General features: G+C 33.7%; 18 protein-coding genes. 9 read left to right on the forward strand and 9 right to left on the reverse strand.

The annotated features are described in order from the left end of the window. The first annotated feature begins 117 nt into the window (after positions 1-117). On the forward strand, positions 118-1,740 hold the full coding sequence (ade, locus tag ACSVH2_RS01320; RefSeq protein WP_438091358.1) for an adenine deaminase: 1,623 nt from the start codon (positions 118-120) through the stop codon (positions 1,738-1,740). Positions 1,741-1,750: 10 nt separating this feature from the next. Here the strand turns inward: ade and ACSVH2_RS01325 are convergent, their stop codons facing one another. The 3 genes from ACSVH2_RS01325 to ACSVH2_RS01335 are packed head-to-tail and all read right to left on the reverse strand — an operon-like array spanning position 1,751 to position 3,729. Then, complete coding sequence (locus tag ACSVH2_RS01325) at positions 1,751-2,098, reverse strand: HopJ type III effector protein (RefSeq protein ID WP_438091359.1); 348 nt, start codon at positions 2,096-2,098, stop codon at positions 1,751-1,753. Between the two features lie 11 nt (positions 2,099-2,109). After that, positions 2,110-2,811 carry a 16S rRNA (cytidine(1402)-2'-O)-methyltransferase gene (rsmI, locus tag ACSVH2_RS01330; RefSeq protein WP_438091360.1) on the reverse strand — a complete coding sequence of 234 codons (702 nt, stop codon included), beginning with the start codon at positions 2,809-2,811 and terminating at the stop codon, positions 2,110-2,112. After that, entirely contained in the window at positions 2,812-3,729 is a 918-nt protein-coding gene (locus ACSVH2_RS01335; protein ID WP_438091361.1) for a hypothetical protein, read from the reverse strand. It lies immediately after the preceding gene. Positions 3,730-3,928: 199 nt separating this feature from the next. Here ACSVH2_RS01335 and ACSVH2_RS01340 point away from each other — a divergent pair, with 199 nt between their 5' ends. From ACSVH2_RS01340 to ACSVH2_RS01370, 7 genes are all read left to right on the forward strand, one after another. Beyond that, positions 3,929-4,564 carry a thymidine kinase gene (locus tag ACSVH2_RS01340; RefSeq protein ID WP_438091362.1) on the forward strand — a complete coding sequence of 212 codons (636 nt, stop codon included), beginning with the start codon at positions 3,929-3,931 and terminating at the stop codon, positions 4,562-4,564. Between the two features lie 22 nt (positions 4,565-4,586). Beyond that, entirely contained in the window at positions 4,587-7,031 is a 2,445-nt protein-coding gene (locus tag ACSVH2_RS01345; RefSeq protein WP_438091363.1) for a bifunctional UDP-N-acetylmuramoyl-tripeptide:D-alanyl-D-alanine ligase/alanine racemase, read from the forward strand. A gap of 71 nt (positions 7,032-7,102) precedes the next feature. Next, entirely contained in the window at positions 7,103-7,483 is a 381-nt protein-coding gene (gene mscL, locus ACSVH2_RS01350) for a large conductance mechanosensitive channel protein MscL (protein ID WP_438091364.1), read from the forward strand. 132 nt (positions 7,484-7,615) lie between these two features. Continuing rightward, positions 7,616-8,605, forward strand: a complete 990-nt coding sequence (locus tag ACSVH2_RS01355; RefSeq protein WP_438091365.1) for an aspartate-semialdehyde dehydrogenase — start codon at positions 7,616-7,618, stop codon at positions 8,603-8,605. A gap of 114 nt (positions 8,606-8,719) precedes the next feature. Beyond that, positions 8,720-9,073 (forward strand): hypothetical protein, encoded by a 354-nt coding sequence (locus ACSVH2_RS01360; protein ID WP_438091366.1) that lies wholly within the window; start codon positions 8,720-8,722, stop codon positions 9,071-9,073. Positions 9,074-9,137: 64 nt separating this feature from the next. Next, on the forward strand, positions 9,138-11,345 hold the full coding sequence (locus tag ACSVH2_RS01365; protein WP_438091367.1) for a TonB-dependent receptor: 2,208 nt from the start codon (positions 9,138-9,140) through the stop codon (positions 11,343-11,345). 126 nt (positions 11,346-11,471) lie between these two features. Then, entirely contained in the window at positions 11,472-11,852 is a 381-nt protein-coding gene (locus ACSVH2_RS01370) for a DoxX protein (RefSeq protein WP_438091368.1), read from the forward strand. Between the two features lie 51 nt (positions 11,853-11,903). On the opposite strand, the gene mtgA is transcribed toward ACSVH2_RS01370, so the two are convergent. Then, positions 11,904-12,584: a monofunctional biosynthetic peptidoglycan transglycosylase gene (mtgA, locus tag ACSVH2_RS01375; RefSeq protein WP_438091369.1), complete on the reverse strand. Its 681-nt coding sequence runs from the start codon at positions 12,582-12,584 to the stop codon at positions 11,904-11,906. A 3-nt stretch (positions 12,585-12,587) separates the two neighbouring features. Beyond that, on the reverse strand, positions 12,588-13,703 hold the full coding sequence (locus ACSVH2_RS01380; RefSeq protein WP_438091370.1) for an NAD(P)/FAD-dependent oxidoreductase: 1,116 nt from the start codon (positions 13,701-13,703) through the stop codon (positions 12,588-12,590). A gap of 317 nt (positions 13,704-14,020) precedes the next feature. Between ACSVH2_RS01380 and ACSVH2_RS01385 the strand changes: the two genes are divergently transcribed. Continuing rightward, positions 14,021-17,113 carry a reprolysin-like metallopeptidase gene (locus ACSVH2_RS01385; protein ID WP_438091371.1) on the forward strand — a complete coding sequence of 1,031 codons (3,093 nt, stop codon included), beginning with the start codon at positions 14,021-14,023 and terminating at the stop codon, positions 17,111-17,113. A 311-nt stretch (positions 17,114-17,424) separates the two neighbouring features. On the opposite strand, the gene ACSVH2_RS01390 is transcribed toward ACSVH2_RS01385, so the two are convergent. The 4 genes from ACSVH2_RS01390 to ACSVH2_RS01405 all read right to left on the reverse strand — a co-directional run bounded on the left by ACSVH2_RS01390 (position 17,425) and on the right by ACSVH2_RS01405 (position 21,080). Then, positions 17,425-17,739, reverse strand: a complete 315-nt coding sequence (locus ACSVH2_RS01390) for a hypothetical protein (protein WP_438091372.1) — start codon at positions 17,737-17,739, stop codon at positions 17,425-17,427. Between the two features lie 6 nt (positions 17,740-17,745). Further along, on the reverse strand, positions 17,746-17,991 hold the full coding sequence (locus tag ACSVH2_RS01395; protein ID WP_438091373.1) for a hypothetical protein: 246 nt from the start codon (positions 17,989-17,991) through the stop codon (positions 17,746-17,748). A gap of 282 nt (positions 17,992-18,273) precedes the next feature. Continuing rightward, positions 18,274-20,139, reverse strand: a complete 1,866-nt coding sequence (locus ACSVH2_RS01400; RefSeq protein WP_438091374.1) for an OmpA family protein — start codon at positions 20,137-20,139, stop codon at positions 18,274-18,276. A gap of 20 nt (positions 20,140-20,159) precedes the next feature. Then, positions 20,160-21,080, reverse strand: coding sequence for a PorP/SprF family type IX secretion system membrane protein (locus tag ACSVH2_RS01405; RefSeq protein ID WP_438091375.1), 921 nt, complete (start codon positions 21,078-21,080; stop codon positions 20,160-20,162). Positions 21,081-21,097: the final 17 nt, after the last annotated feature.

A 21,097-nucleotide genomic window follows, 5' to 3' on the forward strand; every position in this document is an offset into this window, starting at 1 on the left:
TTATATTGTATATAAAAAACATTCAAAAAAAATCAATATTACTTTATTTCCTAAAAGAAATATCAATGATAGCTAATGAAACAATATTCGTTACTTTTGAATAATTAAACTTATAAAATGCAAATTCAAGGTCAAATTGTCGATATCGAAAACAAAAGAATATATTCGGGTGAAATTACTGTGGCTAAAGGAAAAATTGTTTCCATAAAAGAGGTAAATCACAATCTCAAAAATTATATTCTTCCGGGATTTATCGATTCCCACATTCACATAGAAAGTTCGATGTTAGTTCCATCTGAATTTGCTAAGATTGCTGTGCTTCACGGAACAGTTGCAACGATTTCTGATCCACACGAAATTGCAAATGTTTTAGGCGTAGCCGGTGTGTATTACATGATTGACAACGGAAAAAAAGTACCGTTGAAGTTTCACTTTGGTGCGCCATCGTGCGTTCCTGCTACTTTTTTTGAAACGGCTGGTGCAATAATAGATTCAGAACAAATCAAGGAATTAATGGCATTACCTGATATTTATTATTTATCCGAAATGATGAATTATCCAGGTGTTTTGTTTGACGATGAAGAAGTGTTGAAGAAAATAGCTTGGGCAAAACATTTTGGCAAACCTATAGATGGTCATGCACCAGGATTGCGTGGCGAACAAGTGAAAAAATATATTTCGGCCGGAATTTCAACTGATCATGAATGTTTTACCTATGATGAAGCAGCTGAGAAATTATCTCTCGGCATGAAAGTACTCATTCGTGAAGGAAGTGCAGCTAAAAATTTTGAGGCACTGATTGATTTGCTACCGGAAAACTTTGAAAACATGATGTTTTGTTCTGATGATAAACATCCCGATGATTTGATTGTTGGTCATATTAACCAACTTTGCACACGAGCAATTGCAAAAGGTTTTGACATTTTCAAAGTGTTACAAGTAGCTTGTGTCAATCCAGTGAAACATTATAAAATGGATGTTGGTTTACTTAAAGAAAATGATAATGCTGATTTTATTGTGGTGGAAGATTTGACAAACTTCAAAGTGAAGCAAACGTTTATCAATGGCGAATTGGTTGCCGAAAACGGGAAATCATTTGTACAACATATCGACTTCGAAAAACCTAACAATTTCAATACTTCGGCTAAATTTTTACCTGATTTTAAAGTAGAAGGTTCGGCAAAAACCATTCGAGTAATTGAAGCTTTGGAAGGACAATTGATTACAAATGAAATTCATTGTACGCCAAAAATTGTTGATGGTAATTTAGTTTCCGATGTGGAAAATGATATATTGAAAATGGCTGTTGTTAATCGTTATTCAAATACTCAACCTGCTGTAGCATTTATCAAAAACTTTGGTTTGAAAAAAGGTGCGATTGCTAGTTCTGTTGCACATGATTGCCATAACATAGTAGTTGTTGGTACTTCTGATGAAGAAATTTTAAAAGCCGTTAATTTAATTATTGAAAATACTGGTGGAATTTGTGCCGTGAATGGCGACATCAAAAAATCATTAGCATTACCAGTTGCCGGAATTATGAGTGATAAAGATGGTTGGGAAACTGGGAAATTGTATCAAGAAATTGACGCTATGGCAAAAGAACTCGGAAGCTCGTTAAAAGCACCGTTTATGACTTTGTCATTCATGGCGTTACTAGTAATTCCTGATTTGAAATTATCGGATAAAGGTTTGTTTAGTGGAAAACAGTTTGCGTTTACAGATTTGGAAGTTCTTTAAGAAGTAATTATTACCCTTTCAAAGTCAAAGCTTCTCCTTCAAATTGAATTCCATCCCAACCCGTTTTTATAAAATTACGGATGTTTTGGTGATTTGTCCCTTCAGGATTACCTAAAACTTCTTCAAAATAAAAAGCTCCAAAACAAGCTAGCGTTTCTGCTTGTGATAAGTTTTGCAATTTTGCAAAAGCAAATAATTTGCAAGAACCTGAATTTTCTCCTTCAGCATTATGCTGTGTTCCATTAGTAAAACTTGTAGGAGTAAAATCATAATTTTCCTCAATCACGGCAATGGTTTCAGGAAATGCAATGGAATTTGGAGTTTGTTGTAATTTTTCTAAAAAAGAAATTATGCTCATTTTATATTATATTATTCTGCTTGTTTTTTATTTTCTTTAGGGTTTATTTTTCCTCCAACAACCACAACAATTTCCCCTTTTGGTGCCTTCACTTCAAAATGTTTCAACACTTCTTCTGCTGTTCCGCGAATGGTTTCTTCGTGTAGTTTGGATAATTCTCTGGAAACGGAAACTGGTCTGTCAGCTCCAAAATATTGCACAAACTCCGCTAATGTTTTTACTAATTTGTGTGGCGAAACATAAAAAATCATAGTTCGTGTTTCTTCGGCCAATTGCAAAAATCGGGTTTGTCTTCCTTTCTTTTCGGGTAAGAAACCTTCAAAAATAAATCGGTCATTAGGCAAACCACTATTCACTAACGCTGGGACAAAAGCCGTTGCGCCAGGTAAACAATCGACTTCTATATTATTTTCGACACAAGCACGCGTTAACAAAAATCCTGGATCAGAAATGGCTGGCGTTCCTGCATCAGAAATAAGCGCAATGGTTTCACCAGCTTGTAATCGTTTGATTAAATTTTCCACAGTTTTGTGTTCGTTATGCATGTGATGACTATGCATGTGCGTGGAAATTTCAAAATGTTTGAGTAATTTTCCGCTGGTTCGCGTGTCTTCAGCCAAAATCAAATCGGCTTCTTTCAAAACTTTTATAGCTCTGAAAGTCATGTCTTCCAAATTTCCAATTGGCGTAGGAACTATGTAGAGTTTGGACATTTAATTGAATTTTTTCTCCACAATTTCCATGAAACGTTCCAAATATTCCTCTTTTCCAACCCAATAGTTATAATCAGGAATTACCATTTCATTAATAAAGTTTTTGGCTTCTTCAAATGTGTCAAAAGTATTTAATTGAGAAATCACACGGTTAAAATCTTCATTGCTTTCGCCAAATAAATTATTGACAAATGCAATTCTATCATTCAATCCAATTTCTATTGATTTTGAAAAAGTATTATTAAAAGTGGTTTGTTTCTTTTCAGGTTCTACTTCTGCCTGATTTGATTGCTCACTTGAGCTGGAATCATCAGAAAACAAAGAAACTTCACTTGGTTTTACAAAAATTGGGTCAACATAGTTTTCGCCCAATAATTCATCCAAAGAAACTTGTTTAGTTTCTGGTTTCACTTCCGAAGCTGTTTGCTTCGCCAGTTCGCTATTGCTCGTGTCTGCTGGTTCTATTTCTTCTTCCGATTCTTCTTCTATTTCTTCTTCTACTTCCAATTCAAAAATAGGTTTGAATACTGGCTCTTCAACCGTTTCTTCATCCAAAGTTTCATCTTCTTCAACAGCAGTTTCGGGCGTTTCTACTATTTCTTCAGGAACAATTGTGTTTTCTTCTGTTTCTGACTCTGTTTCTTCCACTACAATTGGCTCAGAAACTTCTTCTTTAACTTCAGCAAAAGGTTCTGGAATAGATTCCGCTTCTTGCTGTTGTTCTATTTTTTCTTCTAAAACAGGTAAAGAAACATCTCCTTTAACCGATTCGAAATTGTCTTGATAAAACTTTAAAACTGACAGTGTTTCGTATAATTTTTGAGTTTCTTTATACAGTTGATCAACCTCCGATTTATTTTTTAATTTTAAAATTCGGTGTGCAATACTGATTAATTCAGATTCTAATCTTTTTTTCATGAGTTTTGAAATTATTTGAAATACTGTGCTTCTCTTTACTAAATTTCCTTCTTGCCTTTTATTTAACCTAAGGAAGAAGTAACCTTAATTAAAAATTTTCTACATTTGAAACGACGTAAAAATAGAAAAATTTTATGTCGGTTTGTTATCGTTACAAAGTAATAAAAACTATTCATTTTTAGCGCAAGAAAATTACAAAATGTTTCTCGAAAATACCGTAAATCATAAAGAACAATTTGGTTGGATTGAAGTCATCTGCGGATCGATGTTTTCGGGTAAAACCGAAGAACTAATTCGCCGATTGAAAAGAGCTCAATTTGCCAAACAAAAAGTGGAAATTTTTAAACCTGCCATCGATACTCGTTATCATGATGAAATGGTTGTTTCTCATGATTCAAATGAAATCCGTTCCACTCCAGTTCCTGCGGCTGCCAATATTAGGATTTTAGCGCAAGGTTGTGATGTTGTGGGTATTGACGAAGCGCAGTTTTTTGATGACGAAATTATATCGGTTTGTAATGATTTAGCTAATTCAGGTATTCGAGTGATTGTAGCCGGATTGGATATGGATTTTAAAGGAAATCCTTTTGGGCCAATGCCAGCTTTGATGGCAACTGCCGAATATGTTACTAAAGTTCACGCTGTATGCACTCGAACAGGAAACTTGGCTCATTATAGTTTTAGAAAAACAGATAGTGATAAATTGGTTTTATTAGGCGAAACCGAAGAATATGAACCTTTGAGCCGTGCTGCATATTACAAAGCGATGCGAGAAAATATGGAAGTAAAAGATCCTGAACATTTGTCTAAAGAAGACCCGAGCGCAGCGAACTGACGCAGTAATAATTCAAAAGCAATTGACACTAACTATCCGAAATATTATTCCCATCATTAAAGCCAATTGGATTGGTAAAAATGATGTAGCCGTTATTGATACTATTTCTATTGATAGCCGATCTTTGCAAAATGATGAAAGTACTTTGTTTTTTGCACTTTCTGGACCCAATCACGATGGTCATCAATATATTGAAGAACTTATAGACAAAGGTGTTCAGCATTTTGTAGTGACTAGAATTCCAGAAGATGTCGCAGGAAAAGCAAATTTTTTGGTAGTTGAAAATACGCTTGAAGCATTACAAAAATTTGCGGCTTATTACAGAAGTTTATTTGATTTTCCTATCATTGGAATTACAGGAAGCAACGGAAAAACCATCATTAAAGAATGGTTGAATTTTTTATTAAGTCCCGATTATAACATTATTCGAAGTCCAAAAAGTTACAATTCACAAGTTGGTGTGCCACTTTCTATTTTGGGAATCAAAGAAAAACACAACTTAGGAATATTTGAAGCCGGAATTTCCACCATAAACGAAATGGAAAAACTTCAAAAAATTATTCAACCCACTATTGGAATTTTATCCAACATTGGCTCGGCGCACGATGAAGGATTTCCTAGCGTTGCCGAAAAAATAAAAGAAAAACTAAAACTTTTCAGCTCGGTAAATGTTTTGATTTTGAATAAAAACAAAACCATAAGTGCTTTTTTAAACCCCAAAATAAAAACCTTCTCTTGGTGCTCTGACGATAAAAGTGCCGATGTTTTTATTACTAAAAAAAATAGTGATGAACTCACTATATTACAAGTTACTTACAAAGAAGATACTTTTCCTATAACCATTCCTTTTCAAGACCAAGCTTCGGTTGAAAATGCTATTCATTGTATGATGGTGATGCTTTATTTTGGTTATAATCAAAAAGTGATACAAACCCGAATGGCGCAATTGTATCCAGTAGAAATGCGTTTGAAAGTAAAAAATGGAATTTACAATTGCACATTAATCGATGACAGTTATAGTTCCGATTTTCAATCGTTGAAAATAGCTTTGGACTTTTTGGAGAATCAAAAGCAGCACAAAAAGAAAACTATCATTTTATCGGATATTTTTCAAAGCGGTTTGAATAATGAAGAGCTATATTCTCAGGTTTCACAATTAATTATTTCTAACAAAATCAACAGAGTAATTGGCATTGGTGAAACGATTTCACAGTATAAAAATAAATTTATCAATGGAATTACTTTTAAAAATGTAGCCGAATTTACTAATGCTTTTGACAGTTTAAACTTCGAAAACGAGACCATACTTATCAAAGGTGCGAGAGATTTTCATTTTGAAGAAATTGTTTCGATGCTGGTAGAAAAAACGCATGAAACCGTTTTGGAAATTAATCTCAACGCTATAAGTCATAATTATAATTTTTTTAAATCAAAACTGGAACCAAAAACCAAAATGATGGTTATGGTCAAAGCATTTGGCTATGGAAATGGCGGATTTGAAATAGCAAAATTATTGGAACATCATAAAGTAGATTATCTTGGTGTGGCTTTTGCCGATGAAGGAATTTCGTTGAAAAATGCTGGGATAAATGTGCCAATAATGGTTTTAAATCCGGAAACTGCGAGTTTTTCTGCGATAATACAGCATCATTTAGAACCCGAAATTTATTCGATTAAAGGATTAAAAGCATTTTTAAAAATTGCTGAACTCAAAAAACTGAAACACTTTCCTATTCATGTCAAAATAGATACTGGAATGCACCGTTTAGGTTTTGAAGAAGAAAATTTAGAAGAACTCATTCAAATTCTAAAAGGAAATGAAACCGTGCAAATCAAAAGTATTTTGTCGCACATGGCAACGAGTGACGATTTCAAACACGCTGTTTTTGCCAATTCACAAATAGCCTTGTTTGAAAAATTATCTTCTAAATTGCAAAAAGAGTTGAATATCAAACCGATTCGTCATATTTTGAACACCTCTGGAATTACCAATTATCCCGAAGCTCAATATGATATGGTTCGTTTAGGTATTGGTTTATATGGAATTTCCAACGATGAAGAAGAGCAAAAACAATTGGAAAATGTAGGCACTTTAAAATCTATTATTTCCCAAATCAGAACTATTGATGCTGGTGAAAGCGTAGGTTATGGACGACGATTCATAGCCGAAAAGGAAACTAAAATCGCTACCATTCCTATAGGTTATGCAGATGGCATTAGAAGAAGTTGGGGTCAAGGTGTTGGCTATGTTGTTATTAACAACAAACAAGCAAAAATTGTAGGCAGTATTTGTATGGATATGTTAATGGTTAATGTCACCGATATTGATTGTAAAGAAGGTCAAACCGTGATTATTTTTGGCGAAAATCCAACGGTAAATTTTATGGCAAAGCAATTGAATACCATTCCTTATGAAATTTTAACAAGCATTTCGCAAAGAGTGAAAAGAGAGTTTTTTAGAGAATAATTCATTTTATTTTTTAAATGTTAAAATTTTAATTAATTTAGATTTCAATTAACCAATAAAACAAAACAAATATGGGAATGATTTCAGAATTTAAAGATTTTATTGCAAAAGGTAACGCAATGGATTTAGCTGTTGGAGTTATTATTGGAGCAGCATTTGGCGCTATTGTAAATTCATTAGTATCAGATGTTATTACTCCAGCATTATTAAATCCAGCCTTGAAAGCGGCACAAGTTGAAAATTTAGCCGATTTAAAAACAGATGGAGGAATTCTATATGGAAAATTCCTTGCAGCCGTGATAAGTTTTCTAGTTATTGCCTTTGTTATTTTCATTATGGTAAAAGCAATAAACAGCATGAAGAAAAAAGAAGAACCTGCTGCTCCTGCTGCTCCTGCTGGACCATCACAAGAAGAATTGCTTACACAAATTAGAGATTTATTAAAAAAATAATACCGCTACATTATATATTCTTAACTAAACCGTTTCTTAATTGAGACGGTTTTTCTTTTTTACAAAGTTGTTATTTTATTGATTTTCTGTCTATTTTTGCACTTTCAAAAAATAATCTCAAAATAAAAGAATATGAAAGTTGCTGTTGTTGGTGTAACCGGTATGGTTGGTGAAGTTATGCTTCAAGTTTTAGCAGAAAGAAATTTTCCGGTGACGGAATTAATTCCTGTTGCTTCTGAGAAATCTGTTGGTAAAGAAATTGAATTTAAAGGAAAATCATATAAAGTAGTTGGCATGCAAACTGCCGTTGACATGAAAGCAGATATTGCTTTATTTTCGGCTGGTGGAGAAACTTCATTAGAATGGGCGCCAAAATTCGCTGCAGCAGGCACAACCGTAATCGACAATTCATCGGCTTGGAGAATGGATTCAACAAAAAAATTAATTGTTCCCGAAATCAATGCTGGTGAACTAACCAAAGACGATAAAATTATCGCGAACCCAAACTGTTCTACTATTCAAATGGTTTTGGTTTTAGCACCGTTACACAAAAAATACAATATCAAACGTGTGATTGTTTCTACCTACCAATCCATTACTGGAACTGGAGTAAAAGCAGTACAACAATTGGAAAATGAATACGCGGGAATAAAAGGCGAAATGGCTTATAAATATCCTATTCACCGCAATGCTATTCCACAATGTGACAGTTTTGAAGAAAACGGTTATACCAAAGAAGAGATGAAATTGGTTCGCGAGACCAAAAAAATAATGGGCGACAACAACATCAAAGTTACTGCTACTGCGGTTCGTGTGCCAATTGTTGGCGGACATAGCGAAGCCATTAACGTAGAGTTCAGTCATGATTTCGATGTTAACGAAGTTAGGAATATTTTACACCACACCGATGGCGTTGTTGTTCAAGACAATACTGACACGTTTACTTATCCGATGCCATTATTTGCGCAAGGAAAAGACGATGTGTTTGTAGGTAGAATTCGTCGTGACGAAAGTCAAGAAAACACATTAAACATGTGGATTGTTGCCGATAATTTAAGAAAAGGAGCTGCGACCAATACGATTCAAATTGCCGAGTATTTAGTAGCAAATAAATTAGTATAATAGATTTTTCGCTTTTTTGAAAATTATAAATATAGATTTCCGTTTGATTTTACAAATCCTAAAATTTGTTAAAATCAAACGGAATTTCTTTTTTTCATAACTACATTTGCGTCGATGAAGAGAAAATTACTTACAGGCAATGCTTTGATGGGTTTGATGATATTGTTCGCAATATTCTATCAATCTTTTCACTCTTTGGAGCATTTGGCAAAAAAATTTTCCGAGAAAAAATGTCATCATGTTTATCACAATCACAAAACAGAAGTTAATCATGGTCACGATGGACTTGAAAAATGTTTTGTATGTGAATTTGCTTTTAGTAGTTATACTTCATCTCCTGTAAAATCTTTTGAATTTAGAATAAAGGAAGTTCCAACTTCCTATACTTTTTTCTACTCCAAAGAAATTACTCAAAAATTTAAAGGTTCACTCTTTTCACTTCGAGCACCACCCAGTTTTATTGTTTAAATAGTCATTTTGAAGACCAAAATAGATTTGGTCAAATTAATATTTATCAATAAAACATACATTCATGAAATCATTATACATTACTCTATTCATAGGGTTTTCATTATTTGCTACGGCACAAAATAAAATTAGCGGAACCATTCTAGACAAAAACAATAAAATTTTACCCAATGTAATTGTCTCTATTCAAGAAATTCACAAAGAAACCATTTCTGATGAAAACGGAAAATATGTTTTAACTAATTTACCTAAAGGCAATTTTAAAATCGTTTTTTCATTGGTTGGTTATACAACTCAAACCGTCACAACAGCTCTTTCGGATTCAGCAATTGTTTTAGACATTGCATTAGATGAAAGCATTATTCACATGGATGAAGTAATTGTTTCTACTGTTTTCAATAAATTACAATCACAAAATGTAATGAAGGTTGAACACGAAACCCTAAAATCATTACAACAAAAAGGAACTGCTACATTAATTGAAGGACTAGCAACCATTCCGGGAGTTTCTCAAATTTCTACAGGAACTTCTATTGGAAAACCTGTTATTAGAGGTTTAAGCGGCAACCGCGTTTTGGTTTATTCTCAAGGCGTTCGTTTGGAAAATCAACAGTTTGGTGAAGAACACGGTTTGGGTCTAAATGATGCTGGTGTAGAAAGTGTGGAAGTCATCAAAGGTCCAGCTTCTTTGCTCTATGGTTCAGATGCACTTGGTGGTGTTTTATATTTTAATCCTGAAAAATTTGCTAAAATCAATGAATTTAAAACTGATTTTAGTCAGCGTTTGTTCTCAAATACTTTGGGTAGTAATACTTCAATTGGTGTGAAAACTTCTACTGACCAATGGAAATTTTTAGCGCGTGGTAGTTACAACACACATTCCGATTACCAAATTGCTGATGGAGACAGAGTGACCAACACACGTTACAATGAAACCGATTTCAAAGCTGGAGTCGGCTATAACAACTCCAGCTTTTCGAGTGTTTTGAGATATAATTTCAACAAACTAGATTTAGGTATTCCCGAAAATGGTATAGCCGAACAATCAACGAGTAAAAATACTCAATACCCAAGTCAAGGTGTAAATAATCATATTTTGAGTTTACACAATACTTTATTTTTCAAAAACTCAAAATTAGATGCTGATTTGGGTTATATTTTTAATGATCGAAGCGAATTTGAAGATAGTGATGTGGCTGTTTTGCACATGAAATTGAGAACTTTTAATTATGATGTGAAATATTATTTACCAAAAACGGGAAAGATTGAAACCATTATCGGAACACAAGGCATGTATCAAACTAACACTAATTCGGGTGAAGAATTATTAATTCCTGATGCGATTACCAATGATTTTGGAATTTTTACAACTTCAAATTATGAGTGGAAAAACAACGTGCTACAAGCTGGAATTCGTTTTGACACTAGAAATGTGGCTACTGAAACCCATGGTGTTGAAGGAGAAGAAGGTTATTTTGAAGCAATAAACAAATCTTTCAATAGTTTCAACGCTTCTCTGGGTTATAAAACTAATTTGACTTCAAATTTCACCATGAGATTGAATTTTGCCTCAGGTTTTCGTGCCCCAAATTTAGCCGAATTAACTTCGAATGGTGTTCACGAAGGTAGTAATCGTTATGAAATTGGAAACTCAGAACTGACAAATGAACAAAATTTTCAAACGGATTTAAATTTGGAGTATAGAAGCACTCATTTTGAGTTATTTGTAAATGGTTTTTATAATCATATTAACAATTACATCTATATTTCGCCTAACGGTGCTGTCATTGATGGCAATGATGTTTATGACTATGTTCAATCTAATGCTAAATTATATGGTGGCGAAACAGGAATTCACTTCCATCCACATCCTTTGGATTGGTTACATTTCACAAGTAGTTTTGAAACTGTGGTAGGCGAAAAAGATAATGGAGATTATTTGCCATTAATTCCAGCTAATAAGTGGAATAATACACTTAGAACTGAATTTGAAATTAAAAATTGGTTATCGGAAGGTTTTGCGACTTTGAATGTAGAAAGCACTTTTGCTCAAAATAACATTAGTGAATTTGAAACAAAAACAAATGATTATACATTGATTAATCTGGGTTTTGGCGGAAAAATTAATATTAATAAAACTATATTTAATCTCAACTTAAATGCTAATAATGTATTGGATAAAACCTATGTTTCGCATCTTTCCCGATTGAAAACGGATGGAATTCCAAACATTGGTAGAAATATTGTTTTAGGAATTAACTTCATGATTTAAAATTGTTGTTTTCTATCTATATTTAGTGAATGTTTATAATTAGTGTAAAATTTTAGGCAATAAAGTATTTTTTATGTAAATATTTAATTCTATTTTTACCATATTACTAATTCAAAATCTTCGCTTATGAATTCAATGTTTACTAAAATAGTTAGAATATTATTAGGTTTAATGCTTGTAGTTTTTGGGGCAAACAAGTTTTTGCACTTCATCCCGATGGATGCACCCGATTTAAATACTCCTGCAGGACAATTTATGAATTCGCTTGGCGCAACAGGTTATATATTTCCGGTTGTGGGAGTTTTAGAAGTTATTATTGGAGCCATGCTTTTGTTTAAAAAATGGATTGCTTTCGCCTTGATATTGTTAGCACCAATATCCATTAATATTTTGCTTTTCCATTTGTTTTTAGATATCCCAGGATTGTCAATAGCACTAGTAATTGTGGTATTTAACTCGATTTTAATTTTCAAACATTGGCAACAATACAAACCTTTATTTTATTAAAGAAACACTCGATAATTTTAAAGCCGTCTCAATTTTTTGAGACGGCTTTTTTTAATATTCTATTTTTCCAACATGTCGCATGACGCGCATAATTCTATCTTTTCTTCGTTCGATGTAGGAACTAGAATTTGTGGCTTTATATTTTCTTGGATTAGGAAGAATAGCGGCAATGCCAGCAGCTTCACGCTTAGTTAAATTTTTTGCATCGGTACGATACCAATGTCTGGCAGCTTCTTGTGCGCCATAAACGCCATTTCCCATTTCAATGCTATTCAAGTACACTTCCATGATGCGTTCTTTACCCCAAATAAGTTCAATCAAGACTGTGAAATAAGCTTCCAATCCTTTGCGAACATAACTTCTTCCTTGCCACAAGAAAACATTTTTAGCCGTTTGTTGTGAGATGGTGCTTCCGCCTTTTAGTTTTTTCCCTTTTTTATTGTTCTTAAAAGCTTTTTGCATGGCTTCAAAATCAAAGCCACTATGTTTTAAAAAATTACCATCTTCGCTGGCAATAACGGCTTTTTGAAGATTGGGCGATATCTCTTCTAACGGAACCCAATCATGACTATAAATTGCATCTTGATTGTCTAATTTAAATTCTATAATTCTGGTTACCATCAAAGGTGTAAACGGAACTGGAACCCATTTAAAAATAATGACTGACAAAATAGAAAGTCCAAAAAACCAAAGCATCACTTTCCAAATCCAACGAGAAATTTTTTTTATCATATCTTATTTTACTAAATCGGCTAATTCTTGACCTATTAAACTTCCTATAGCAACTCCCATTCCACCTAGTCTCACGCCACAATATACATTTTCGGAAAGTTGCTCTACAATTGGATTTTTACTTGACCCCAATCCCATTATGCCACTCCATCTATGGGAGATTTTGAAATCGGTGTTTGGTAAAATTACTTCTTTTAACAATTCCTCCAAACGATTTTGAATTAATTCTGTTTGACCTAATTCGGTAGTAGTTTCACCTTCGAAGTCTAGATTTCTTCCTCCACCTATTAGAATTCTATCATCAATGTTTCTAAAATAATAATACCCTTTATCCAAATGAAATGTTCCTTTGATGTCAAGATTTGAAATTGGTTCAGTAATCAAGACTTGAGCTCTGGCCGGTTTTACTTGATTATTTGTTAGTTTTGACGCAAAACCATTGGTAGCAAATAATAGTTTTTTTGAATTGAAACTAAAATCCCCGAGAGTAATTTCTACGCTAGATTTTTTATCATGAAAAGCTTTAACCTCAGTTTGATTTAAAATCATAATAGTATTGGTTATTGCTTTTTGCAATAAAGCATGCATCATTTTTCCAGTATCGATTTGAGCTTCGTAAGGATTAAAAATCAAATAGTCTTGAATGCCTTTGAAATCAAATCGATCAACCTCTTTTATAAAAACATCATTTCTGAAAATGGGTTTCAGTATTTCATTAATAAAAGAAAATTTTTGCAAACATTCATGATAACTGCTTTCGTCTTCTTTTAAAAACAGTTCATAACCACCATAAGGTTTGAAATCGATTGTTGTATCGCCGAGATTTTTGCGAAGCAATTGTAAACCTTGCCATCTTTTTTGAATTAGTTGAATGACCTCTTCTTCACTGTGTGATTTCAAATCATCTAAAATTTCAGACATGCTTCCAAAACAAGCAAAACCGGCATTTTTGGTACTAGCTCCTTGAGGCAATATTCCTTTTTCTAGAACTAAAACTTTACTGTTAGGATATTTTTCTCGTAAAGCCAAAGCACAATGCAAACCAACAATTCCGCTACCAACGATGGTGAAATCTACATTAGTAAACCAATTTTTAAGTTCCCAATAACTTAAGTTCATCTTTAATTTTTTTTAAAAATAGCTTTTTTCTTGATTATCCTGCAAAACAAAAATACTGTTTTATGATTATTATAAGGTTTTATCTTATTTATTAAGTATAATTTATCTTTTTCTAATATTATTTAGCATTATAGTAATAGAATTAAGCGTTGTTTTGCTTTTTTCTAAAAAATATTTATAATTTTATAACCTAAATTAACCAAATTAATTGACTTATGAAGTACAAATTACTCTCGTTCGCTTTGCTGATAATCAGTAGTGTAACTTTTTCACAAACTAAAAGTTCTCCATGGAATTCAACCACAAAAAAAAGTGACATGATTCCACTCGAAAGTAGAATGATTTTGCCAGAAAAAAATCTATTTACTTTAAATCTTGAACAGGTAAAAACTGTTTTAGCAAATGCCCCAAAAAGAACAGCTGACTTAAAAAACTCAAGCACAATTCTTGCAATTCCAAATCAAAATGGTCAGTTGGAAAATTTTAAAGTTTTTGAAAACTCTGTTTTCGATCCCGCATTAGCAGCTCGCTATCCAGAAATTAAATCATATATAGGTGTTGGAATTGATAATCCAACGGCAGTATCTTATTTTAGTGTTACGCCGTTAGGTTTCAAATCAATGACTATTAATGCTGATAGAACTACAGTTTTTATCGAGCCAATTTCTAGAGATTTAACAACTTACACTGTTTATAGAAAATCAGATAAAGCGCCATCATTATCACGTTTTGAATGTGCTGTTATAAACGAAGTGGCACCAAAAGTAACTGATGCTGCTTTATTAAGACCAAATGCTGATGATGCAGTATTGAGAACTTTTCGTTTAGCCATGTCTTGTACTGGAGAATACACAACTTATTTTGGAGGTACAAAAGCACTAGCATTAGCCGCGATTAACAATTCTATTACAAGATGTAATGGTGTTTTTGAAATGGATTTTGGTGCTCGATTACTTATTATAGCCAATACGGATTTAGTAATTTATACAAATGCATCCACTGATCCTTATGCTGCTGCATCAAGTATGTCTCAATGGAATGCACAATTACAATCTACTTTAACCTCCGTTATTGGTGAAGCAAATTATGATATTGGTCATTTATTTGGCGCTACTGGTGGTGGTGGAAACGCGGGATGTATTGGTTGTATCTGTGTAAACGGATCAAAAGGAAGTGGCATCACTTCTCCTGCAGATGGTATTCCGATGGGAGATAACTTTGACATCGATTATGTTGCTCACGAAATTGGACACCAAATGGGTGCTAATCACACTTTTACGATTAGTAACGAAGGAACAGGAGTTCATATGGAACCAGGTTCAGGTTCAACGATTATGGGATATGCAGGAATAACTTCTGCCGATGTTCAGCCACATTCCGATGCTTATTTTCACGCTATCAGTATTCAACAAGTTACTAATAATATCAAAGGCAAAACATGTTCGGTAAATATCGCAACTGGAAATGCTATCCCTACAGCAAGTGCAGGTTTAGATTATACCGTACCTAAAAGTACTCCTTTTATGTTAACTGGTGCTGGCACCGATGCTAATGGTGATGCGTTGACTTATTCTTGGGAACAATTTGACTCACAAACTACAACCACAGCGCCAAGTGCTACAAAAACCACTGGGGTAAACTTTAGATCCTACAATCCTACGACTTCACCAACGAGATATTTCCCTAGAATGTCTTCTGTTTTAACTGGAGCAACCACAACGGCTGGAAGTGAACTAACAGTAGAAGCATTACCTTCGGTTGCAAGAACACTAAACTTCCGTTTGACTGTTCGTGACAATAGAGCTGGTGGTCCAGCAAACAATAGTGATGATATGATTGTAACCGTTAATGCTACTGCTGGTCCATTTACAGTAAACTCTCCAAACACTGCTGTGTCTTATGCAGGAGGAAGTGCTCAAACAATAACATGGTCAGTAGCAGGAACAACAGCAAACGGTGTAAACTGTGCGAATGTTGATATATTATTATCTACTAATGGAGGAACAACTTGGTCAACTTTATTAGCAGCTACACCAAATGATGGAACTGAAGCTGTAACTATTCCAAACACACCTGGAACAACTAACAGAATAATGGTAAAAGGAACCAATCACATTTTCTTTGATGTTTCTAATACTAACTTCACTATTACAGCAGGTTCAACTGATACAATAGCCCCAACAGCTCCCACTTTAACGGCTTCTGGAACTACACAAACTTCTACCAATTTATCATGGTCTGGAGCTACAGATAATGTTGCAGTAACCGCTTATGATGTGTATAGAGGAACAACATTGCTAGGAACAACTGCTTCAACAAACTTTGCAGTAACAGGATTAGTTGCTTCAACTACGTATTCATTTACTGTAAGAGCCAAAGATGCCGCTGGAAATGTATCTTTAGATAGTAATATTGTAAGTGTAACAACTTTAACTCCAGTTCTTGATACAACAGCGCCAACTGCGCCAACATTAAGTGCATCGGGTACCACTACAACCACAACCAACTTATCTTGGTCTGGCGCTACAGACAATGTAGGTGTAACAGGGTATGATGTGTTTAGAGGCACAACGTTAATAGGTTCAACAGCTACCACAACTTTTGCAGTTACTGGTTTAACCGCTGCAACTGCTTATACATTTTATGTGACAGCAAAAGATGCTGCGGGTAATGTCTCTTTAAATAGTAATACTGTTACTGTTACAACCTTAGCCATTCCATCAGTTACTTATTGCGTATCAAAAGGGAACAGTACTGCCGATGAGTTTATAAACAGAGTACAATTAGGAACGATAAATAACTTATCTGGAAATAATGGAGGTTATGGAAATTTCACTTCATTAACTACAAATTTAGTTCGTAACACTAGCAATTCTATTATCATTACACCTGGATGGACTGCAACAACTTATAGCGAAGCATACAGAGTTTGGATTGATTACAATCAAGATGGTGATTTTCTTGACACTGGAGAACAAGTATTCAATAGAAACAGAACTACGGCAACACCTATTTCAGGAAGTTTTACCGTTCCTACAACAGCATTAATTGGACAAACAAGAATGCGAGTTTCTATGAAATATAATGCTTCACCAACTTCCTGTGAGACTTTCTCTTATGGTGAAGTTGAAGATTATACGGTAAATATTACTGCTACAGCAAGAATAGAAGAAAACAATACCACTATATCTTTCAATCTATACCCAAACCCTGTTAAAGGTGATTTCTTAAACATTTCAAACCTTGAAATGACATCAAACTATAGAATATTCAACATGATGGGACAAGAATTAGGAAAAGGAAAAATTGAAAACAATGCTGTTTTTGTAGGTGCATTAAAAACTGGCGCTTACTTAATTGAAGTAACAGACGGAACAGCTACAACTACTAAACGATTTATTAAAGAATAACGTTTATTCAAAATAGTTTAAAAACCACTCTCTAAAGGAGTGGTTTTTTTATTGATTTTACTTCTGCTACTGAAAGTGTTCCTTTTGCAACGCTGCAAAGTCTCTAGACTTTAAGCTAATCAATTACAAATTTCGATAAAGTTAAAAATATTTTGCATACTGTCTTGTCCTAAAATAGGTTTACACAAAAGTGTAAACCTATTTTAGGACAAGACAAACTGTTTGTTATGAATACTTAAATTTTTGTTGAATTGACTCACAATTGATTAAATGGTTGATTTTTGTTCATCACAAACTTTGGAACATTATACTTATTTGAACTGGATATTGCTACATTTATTTTCTTCATACCATTTTAACCATGTAGTTTTGTCCCATTTAAAAGTTTCGGAATCATAACCAAACTTATAATTTAGAAGCTTTCCATAGGATACAGGGACATATTTAGATAAAAAATTTAAAGATTCTCTAAGATTTCCATCCCCTGTGCCATAGGTTAAGTTTTCAACTATAGAAATATTTTTAAAAAACTCATCTTTAAATTTTAGATTTTCTATACATTTTGAACTTTGTTTTGAAGCACATCCAAAAAGTAATATAAATATGAAATAAATTAAATTTTTCATTTGGTATTATTTACGTGTTTTAGTAATAAAATATCCTCCATCAGGAGTACTATTATAGGTTTGAGTGGTATTTGTCCCATCTTTCTCAATAAAGGAGTCTGTATTACCTACATTTATAATTCTTGTATTTACATTTACTTTATCCTCTGCTTTTTGAGCAATAGTATGGGCTGCAATATATTCTGGAGCATCACTAGAAACACTAATATTTGGATTCTTCGAGATTTCTCCAGATGTTAACCCCGATAACACGGATTTGCAATCCGTGCCCACAATGAACTTCAAAACAAATCTAACAAAATAACGTCTAAACCAGCATAGTTTCTAACCATTTAAATAATAATCCTCAGGTTGCAAATACGAGTTATCGGGTTACAACTTTAAAAAGAGAAGTACAAACCAAAAAAAACCTCATCGTACCAAAAAAATGCGGTGTGGAGGGAAAAAATAACAGTGTAAAAAAAAATACCTCTGAAAATTAAAAAAAAAGCCCCAAACCAATGGTTCGGGGCTTTTACTATAAGTTTTACAATTTTATTTCACTATCAGGAATTCAGAACGTCTGTTTTGGGCATGTTGTTCTTCTGAACAATCTTTGCCACAATCTACTTTTGGCTCTAACTCACCCATTCCTTTTCCAGAAATTCTGCTAGCATCAATTCCTTTAGAAATAATGTATTGCACGGTTGATTTCGCTCTTCTGTCTGATAATCTTAGGTTGTATTTATCACTTCCTCTATTGTCTGTATGAGATTTAGCCATAACAACCATTTTGTCGTTGCTTTTCATCACTTGAACTAATTTGTCTAACTCAAAAGCACCTTCTTGAGTAATATTGCTCTTATCGTATTCAAAATAGATCGGTTTCAACACAATTTCGTTTTCAGTAACGATAACATCTATTGGTTGTAAAGCGGCATCCACTTTCGCAGTTGGCCCTTTGCTTTTTGCAACGGCAAAAGTATTACCTTCATAACCATCTTTTGACGCTTGAACCACGTATGGTTTGTCACATTCTACTCTGTATTTTACTTCTCCTTTTGCATTCGACATTTCTGTAGCAATTACATTTCTCTTGTCATCAAGAATTGATACACTTGCATTAGACAAAATCGCACCCGTTTTGGCATCGGTAACAACCGTTAAAACATCTACGCCACAAACTGGGATAGCACCATAGATATCATCATTCCCATTTCGATTACTAGAAACAAATCCAACTTTTTTACTTTCATTGAATGTGAATGCGAAATCATCTTTTTCAGAATTCACAGGTTTCCCTAAATTACTAGCTTCACCACTAGTCAAATCAATTTGAAAAACATCCAAACCACCTAAACCAGGTCTTCCGCTTGAAGCAAAGAATAAGGTTTTATTATCATCTGCAATAAATGGAAAACTCTCGTTACCTTCTGTATTTACTTTGTTACCTAAATTTTGTGGCTCACCATAAGTTCCATCAGCATTCACAGCAACTTTCCAGATATCTATTCCACCTATACTTCCTGGTCTGTCTGAAGAAAAATATAATGTTTTTCCATCTCTGCTCAAACTTGGATTACTCGTTGAAAATTCTTTACTATTAAATGGCAAAGAAGTAATATCTCCCCATGAATCTCCATTCTTTGTCGCTTTGAAAAGACTATTTCTTCCTAATTTCAAATTGTTGGCTTTATCCTTTTTAAAGGAGCTTTCTCTAAAACTTTCACTAGAAAAGTAAACCGTATTGCCATCAGCACTCATCGTTAAAGAACCGTCATGATATTTTGAATTTAATGCACTAACTCCAACAACATTTGTAATTGTCCCATCAGCATTATAATCGGCTTTGTAAATGTCTAAAAAAGGCTCGTCTGTCCAACCATAGCTTTTTCTAGCAGTGTTTCTAGCGCTTGTAAAATATAAACTGTTATCATAAAGAACGGCTCCAAAATCTGATTTATCACCACTAACGTCTAATGAATTTACATTATACATTTTAGCTTTGTCCAATAAACTCGGAATGTAATTAGGATTTGCTTTAAAAGCTTTGGCTCGGTCATCATTTGGTGCTGCTGAAGCAAATTTTTGCATTTGCTTGTTTGCCTCTTCATATTTGCCATTACCTTTCAACATTTGTGCATAACGATAATAGGTTTCTGCATCTTGAGGAGTTTCTGTAGCTTTGGCATACCATTTAACCGCTTCAGTAGTATTGAACATGTTGTAGTACGTATCGGCTAATTGTTTGTAAACATAACCATCTGCCTTATCGTTTTCAACAAGTTTTAAGTATTCTTTTGCTGCATCAACATACTCGAGTCTGTTGTACAATTTATCGGCTGTTTTGGTGGATGCATTTTGTGCCGAAACTGTAATGGTTAGGGCTACAAAACTTAATGTTATATATAGATTTTTCATTTTTTAGATTGCTTTATGGGTTAGAAATATCTAGGTGACTGGGATACTTTTTTCGAGAAATTGATATCAAATAAAAGCATTACCTCATGTGAAGCAGGCGTCACCACATTTAAATCGGAAACGATATGATCATAGGCATATCCTATTCTCAAACTTGGAGTGACAGCAAAATTCACCATGGCTCCAAAAGAATCCTCTAATCTATAGGTTGCTCCTAATTCTAACTTATCATAAATCATAAAATTAGTTGATACATCAAGGGAAAGTGGTGCATTTACAGAAGATTTAACCATAGCAAATGGCTTGAATTTTAAGTTTGGATTTAAATCAAATACATAACCTCCTGTTAAAAAATAATGCAACTCTTCTGTTCCGTATTGTCTGCCATCAAAATCTAAATAATTTGATTTTAGCATATTTGGCATAGAAAAAGCGATGTAATACTTGTTAGTATAATAAAACAATCCTGTTCCTAAATTAAAGAATGTTTCGTTTGGATTACCTTGACCAAAAACATCATCGCCCAAATCTGGTAATGTTGGATAAATGGTGTTGAAGTCGATTTTGTGCATCGTTAATCCTGCTTTCAAACCAAAAGCTAATCGGTGTTCGCCTCCTAAATTTAATGTATAAGAGAAGTCTCCATAAAAATTATTCTCCTCTACAGGTCCAATCTTATCAGAAATAACAGAAAGTCCTAATCCAACGTTTTTACCTACTGGACTGTGAAGGAAAAAAGTTCCTGTGGTAGGTGCATCTTCTATCTCAACCCATTGTTTTCTGTATAAAACTCCACCCGAAAGACCTTCTTTGGAACCAGCATACGCCGGATTTATAACACTCATATTATACATATACTGTGTGTAGTGTGGATCTTGCTGTGCTTGTACCTCAGTAAACAACGATAAAGCTAATATGGCAATGATATATATATTCTTCATTTTTATTTAATTTTAAT

It is taken from the genome of Flavobacterium sp. RSB2_4_14, from assembly GCF_051547085.1.
Taxonomy (GTDB): Bacteria; Bacteroidota; Bacteroidia; order Flavobacteriales; family Flavobacteriaceae; genus Flavobacterium.

Coding starts and splice junctions, on each gene's coding strand:
- ACSVH2_RS01335 (WP_438091361.1), bottom strand. CDS start 3,729: ATGAAAAAAAGATTAGAATCTGAATTAATCAGTATTGCACACCGAATT.
- ACSVH2_RS01355 (WP_438091365.1), top strand. CDS start 7,616: ATGAAAGTTGCTGTTGTTGGTGTAACCGGTATGGTTGGTGAAGTTATG.
- mscL (WP_438091364.1), top strand. CDS start 7,103: ATGGGAATGATTTCAGAATTTAAAGATTTTATTGCAAAAGGTAACGCA.
- ACSVH2_RS01370 (WP_438091368.1), top strand. CDS start 11,472: ATGAATTCAATGTTTACTAAAATAGTTAGAATATTATTAGGTTTAATG.
- ACSVH2_RS01390 (WP_438091372.1), bottom strand. CDS start 17,739: ATGAAAAATTTAATTTATTTCATATTTATATTACTTTTTGGATGTGCT.
- ACSVH2_RS01405 (WP_438091375.1), bottom strand. CDS start 21,080: ATGAAGAATATATATATCATTGCCATATTAGCTTTATCGTTGTTTACT.
- ACSVH2_RS01360 (WP_438091366.1), top strand. CDS start 8,720: ATGAAGAGAAAATTACTTACAGGCAATGCTTTGATGGGTTTGATGATA.
- ACSVH2_RS01340 (WP_438091362.1), top strand. CDS start 3,929: ATGTTTCTCGAAAATACCGTAAATCATAAAGAACAATTTGGTTGGATT.
- ACSVH2_RS01385 (WP_438091371.1), top strand. CDS start 14,021: ATGATTCCACTCGAAAGTAGAATGATTTTGCCAGAAAAAAATCTATTT.
- ade (WP_438091358.1), top strand. CDS start 118: ATGCAAATTCAAGGTCAAATTGTCGATATCGAAAACAAAAGAATATAT.
- mtgA (WP_438091369.1), bottom strand. CDS start 12,584: ATGATAAAAAAAATTTCTCGTTGGATTTGGAAAGTGATGCTTTGGTTT.
- ACSVH2_RS01365 (WP_438091367.1), top strand. CDS start 9,138: ATGAAATCATTATACATTACTCTATTCATAGGGTTTTCATTATTTGCT.
- ACSVH2_RS01400 (WP_438091374.1), bottom strand. CDS start 20,139: ATGAAAAATCTATATATAACATTAAGTTTTGTAGCCCTAACCATTACA.
- ACSVH2_RS01325 (WP_438091359.1), bottom strand. CDS start 2,098: ATGAGCATAATTTCTTTTTTAGAAAAATTACAACAAACTCCAAATTCC.
- rsmI (WP_438091360.1), bottom strand. CDS start 2,811: ATGTCCAAACTCTACATAGTTCCTACGCCAATTGGAAATTTGGAAGAC.
- ACSVH2_RS01380 (WP_438091370.1), bottom strand. CDS start 13,703: ATGAACTTAAGTTATTGGGAACTTAAAAATTGGTTTACTAATGTAGAT.